Annotated in this window: 6 protein-coding genes and 1 pseudogene; 5 read left to right on the forward strand and 2 right to left on the reverse strand. The window is 39.5% G+C overall.

Features of this window, described 5'->3' with window-relative positions; all coding sequences use genetic code 11:
* Nucleotides 1–161: 161 nt before the first annotated feature.
* The 5 genes and pseudogenes from ORQ98_RS28995 to ORQ98_RS29010 all read left to right on the forward strand — a co-directional run.
* Nucleotides 162–710 (forward strand): annotated as a pseudogene (locus ORQ98_RS28995) (IS30 family transposase); the annotation flags it as partial.
* Nucleotides 711–730: 20 nt separating this feature from the next.
* The gene (locus ORQ98_RS29000) at nt 731–1,291 is read left to right on the forward strand and encodes an IS3 family transposase (RefSeq protein WP_274692316.1); all 561 of its coding nucleotides are present in this window, start codon (nt 731–733) and stop codon (nt 1,289–1,291) included.
* A gap of 97 nt (nt 1,292–1,388) precedes the next feature.
* Nucleotides 1,389–1,601 (forward strand): IS3 family transposase, encoded by a 213-nt coding sequence (locus tag ORQ98_RS29775; protein ID WP_425347731.1) that lies wholly within the window; start codon nt 1,389–1,391, stop codon nt 1,599–1,601.
* A 380-nt stretch (nt 1,602–1,981) separates the two neighbouring features.
* Nucleotides 1,982–3,292, forward strand: coding sequence for a Tle-like phospholipase domain-containing protein (locus ORQ98_RS29005; RefSeq protein ID WP_274692313.1), 1,311 nt, complete (start codon nt 1,982–1,984; stop codon nt 3,290–3,292).
* 75 nt (nt 3,293–3,367) lie between these two features.
* Nucleotides 3,368–3,571: a hypothetical protein gene (locus tag ORQ98_RS29010; RefSeq protein WP_274692314.1), complete on the forward strand. Its 204-nt coding sequence runs from the start codon at nt 3,368–3,370 to the stop codon at nt 3,569–3,571.
* Between the two features lie 67 nt (nt 3,572–3,638).
* Here ORQ98_RS29010 and ORQ98_RS29015 read toward each other — a convergent pair whose 3' ends face one another.
* Nucleotides 3,639–4,145, reverse strand: coding sequence for an IS630 family transposase (locus ORQ98_RS29015; protein ID WP_274692315.1), 507 nt, complete (start codon nt 4,143–4,145; stop codon nt 3,639–3,641).
* A gap of 126 nt (nt 4,146–4,271) precedes the next feature.
* A complete protein-coding gene (locus ORQ98_RS29020) occupies nt 4,272–4,562 on the reverse strand; it encodes a transposase (RefSeq protein ID WP_274692317.1) in 291 nt (96 codons plus the stop codon).
* Nucleotides 4,563–4,624: the final 62 nt, after the last annotated feature.

The following is a 4,624-nucleotide window of genomic DNA, read 5'->3' on the forward strand; positions in this document are numbered from 1 at the left end:
GGCCAACGACGTTGACGTATAAGCTGATAACAATACTCATCACTAACCAGCTGTTTAATATTGATCATTTTTTATAAGCAAACGACTCATCAATAGTCCATTATGAGCGTTAGAGTATACAGCTTTTTGTCTGTAAGCATAGTCCCCAGGAATCCATATTGAGCCAAAGCTTTAATACGAAAGGCAACCCTAGAGGTGGCATCATTGATGCGGTGTCGATAAAAGACCGACCGATCAATGTTGATAGCCGAAAAGTACCTGGCCACTGGGAAGGTGATCTGATTTGCGGCTCAAATAAATCCTATGTGGCTACGCTAGTAGAGCGAAGCTCACGTTTAACGATTTTAGTAAAGCTACCAGGCAATGATACGGAAAGCGTAGTTAATGCCCTAATAGTAGCATTCAACACCCTACCAAAGGAGTTAAAAAAATCATTAACATGGGATAGGGGAATGGAGTTAGCCAGTCACAAAAAGCTTACTGCTGAAACAGGTATTAAAGTGTATTTTTGTGATCCTCGATCACCTTGGCAACGTGGAACTAATGAAAATACTAACCGGCTTATACGGCAATATTTACCTAAAAAATGTGACTTATCGAATTACTCTCAAGCGGAATTAAATTATATTGCGGAAAGTCTTAACCAGCGCCCTAGAAAAGTATTGAGTTTTCTGACTCCAGAAGAGAAAATAAAAGAGGTGTTGCGTTGACCCGTTGAATCTACAGCAGCATACTTTGCGAAAGACCAGCTGTGAAGTATGCCTTCATCAAGAAAAACAAGCAGGACTGGCCTGTGGCTTTTCAATGCTGGGTTTTCAGTGTTTCTCGGTCAGGGTACTACAGATGGTGTCAGTTGGGTGAAACTCAGAGAAACAAGAGCAATCAGCAACTAGATAGCGATATTATCGAGTTATTCGAACACCATAAAGGTCGTTATGGCTCTCCCCGTATTACTAAAGCCCTAAAAGATAACAACCAATGTGTTAATCACAAACGAGTAGCCAAGCGGATGGTAGCACTAGGGCTTCGAGCCAAACAAGCCAAAAAATTCAAGGCTACAACGGATAGCAAGCATGACTTACCGATAGCTGATAATCTTTTACAGCAGGATTTTCATGCAAATAAACCCAATGAAAAATGGGTGGGTGATATTACCTATATTTGGACAACGCAAGGTTGGCTATATTTAGCCATTTTCATTGATGTGTTTAGCCGACAAGTTATCGGCTGGTCGATGGCGAGACGGATCAATAAAGGATTAGTCTATGATGCGTTGTTAATGGCACCGTAATTTTCCGAGAGGTGTCATCGTTCACACCGACAGAGGTAGTCAATATTGCTCTAACAAATACCAACAACTGCTTAAGGACAATAAACTCATCTGTAGTATGAGTGGCAAAGGCTACTGTTACAATAATGCCCTTGCTGAAAGCTTTTTCCATAGCTTGAAAGTTGAGTGTATCTACGATTATGTTTTTAGTGATCGAGCACAGGCGAAAACGATAATTTTTGAGTACATTGAAGTTTATTATAATAAGCAAAGGTTGCACTCATCTATTGGTTATAAAACACCAGCTAGGTTTGAGCAGCTATGCGCATAAACTCCTAATGACAGGTGTCCGCTAAATGGGGTAAAGATCATCAGGAAGATGCGCCTCTCGCGATTTACATCCCGCTATTTAGCTTCGTTACGTTGTCAGGCCCGCTACTTTATTCAGGACCCTAGGGTCATCTGGTGATACAGATGGTTCTCTCTATAAGTCGGAGAACAACGACACTATGCCTGCTTCAGCTTCTTTAAGAATCGAGACAATTTGTGTTTCAGTTAGTCGTTTGCTCATGTAAAAACTCCTATGTGTTGATTATATAGAAATCTCTACGCTCAGGTTATGCTATTTTAGAGGGTAGTTACACCGGCATCCATCATGGTCATATAAATACAATAATCATCCTAAAATGAGTCTTAGGGGGGATTTTCCAATTGGGATACCAACAGGAACAAAGAGGGAATAGAAAGGCTAGTATGCTCTCAAATTGCCTGATGAATAGAAATGACTTGCCTAAAGGCTTATCACAAGAAAAATGGAATCAAGCAGTTGATTTTATCAAGTTGGCTGCTCTGTCCTACAGCGATAGAGATAAACAATTTGCTAAATGGGGGATGTCCTTGTTTAGTGGAATTGATGACGTAATAAATCAAAACTTCACTACGAATGATTATGTTGAGAAGAGTAGGGAGGGGAGCGAAATAGACTGGCCTTGGGTGAGTGGGCTAGATTATGTGGTTTTTGAGCACAAGCACTCCAAGAATATTGTATTAGCCTTCAGGGGGACTGAGCCACTATCCTTAACGGATTGGTCTGATGATTTCTTACAGTTGTTTGGCCGCTCTGGGCAATATAATAAGGCCATCAATGTTGCTAAAAGCCTACAAACAAGCATTGATGACTACAACAAAAATCATAATTTAAATGAGAGGGATGCAAGAAAGTTATACTTAACAGGGCATAGCCTGGGCGGAGGATTAGCAACAGCAGCATCTTTAAAATTAGGTATTCCTGCGATTGTATTCGATGCAGCAGGAGTATCAAATAGTACTATTCAAGCACTTGGTGCAGGCAGAAATAACGCAAGGTTTGTGACAAACTTTAATGTGCATGGTGATATCATTTCTGATCCGAATTATAAGATGGATAGATACACCATCGGAAGTGGTACATTTGGAGAACCAACAAGTACCATGCAGTATGGTGATATTTTTTGGTTAAAAAATATGGATTCTCAAGCATTGCTTAAAGCCCACATTCCCGGTGCTCCAAGCATCCTTAAGCCAGTACTGAATCACGCATGGCATCTAGCTGCATACCAACTTGAGCATAAGAATTTTGTTCGCGAAACAAAGCTTGGTGACTACACAAATGTGAGATTAACAGTTTCATCTAAGGAAAACTCATATTGGAATGAAAGGTTTTTTGATAATACTTCGGAGGTATGGATAGTTATTAAAACGAAAAACTCATCAGGTGATACTGTAAAAGAAAAAGAAATGGAAAACACAGTACCCATCGGCAAGCCTGACTCTCATACTTTCAGTTTTAATTTTCACGGTCTTGAAAACGAAGGTGATTGTGTAACAACTGACAACTTGGTTTTTTATATATACGAAGATGATCTTGTAGGAAATGATTATTACGCTGAAGCTAGCTTTTCCATCGATGTTTTATTGGATTCACAGGAGCATGTCCATGAAGACCCTAATAGGCACTGGGTGTTTAATGTACAGCTTTATTGAAAATTAATGTGTGAAACTTTAGACTTCATCTGACACATTCTGTATATTTGGCATGTTGTCAGTTGAGGGGCAGTAATGAACAGAAAAGATGAGCAAGAAGTAAAGCGTAAACTTAAAGTGTTAGCTTATGCTCAAGAAACTGGAAATGTGATCTTTACCCCATTTAGTGGACACCTGTCATTAGGAGTTTATGCGCATAGCTGCTCAAACTGTTGTTGTTTCACCACTCGTGGACGCGTACCTTTCTCTGCCCAAATACGCGTACAGGTATTTTGCTGACCCACTCTCGCTTCATCTTGAAACCAAATATCAACTTTATCTGGAGAAACGAATGAGGGAAGTACTTTTAGGGCCTCTTTTTTAAAGTTTTTTTAAACGCTTGCTGTTTATCTGGGCTATGATTAGGATGTTTAGATCTTGATGTAATCCAAGAAAGTCCTGCTTTATGCAATACCTCATAAATACTACTTAAGCTGTAGTCTATATTAAATTGTTCTAGCAGTAACTGTTGTATATCTTTACCTTGAACTCTACCGCCTTGACGATTGTTTTGTAAGGTAATAACGGCCGTTTTAAATTCATTATATTGTGAAGGACAAAGAAACGGTTTTTTTCCTCTGCCGGGTTGTTCATAAAGTCCTTCAAGGCCATCTCGTCTAAAACGGTTGAGCCAGTCCTGAATGGTATTGTTTGACTTCCTTAATGCTCGTGCTATTTCAGTTTGAGACCAACCTGCTTGCAAATGAGCCATCGCTAATAAGCGAAGCCGTGTTCTTGGATGTGGCTCTCTGTTCAGTAAGGCATCAAAGTCGTAGTCATACAATTCATCTGGAATAGAAGCAATCCTTGCCATTATTAAATTCCTAGTCAAATTAAGTGAAATACTGTGACTAGGTATTTTACAGATTATTTACCATGATTGGTATAACTTGTCTATATCATCACAGCGATTCTGTTTTCTTATCGCTTTGGCCTGAGCTCATTTGTGTTCAATTGGATTTAAGTCAGGACTATAGGGAGGAAGGTATTCTAAGATAATGCCTTCTTGTTGGATTGCATCCTGAATATCTGCTCGTTTGTGAAAGCTAGCATTGTCCATAACAATCACCGAGTTAGCCGGTATCTTTGGTAGTAACTGTTGTGTTAACCAGGCATAAAAGATATCTGAATTAATATTTGTATCAAATAATGCTACCGTTAAAAACAAAAAACCAACAAGCGCGCCGATTGCATTAACGCGTCCCTTAGCTTGCCAGTTATAGCTGGAAATCTATAATGTGGCATAAATAGAATGCCTCTACCCTCAGATACAGCCTGTTTATTGAGCGAATC

The sequence above is a fragment of the Spartinivicinus poritis genome (assembly GCF_028858535.1).
Lineage (GTDB): Bacteria > Pseudomonadota > Gammaproteobacteria > Pseudomonadales > Zooshikellaceae > Spartinivicinus > Spartinivicinus poritis.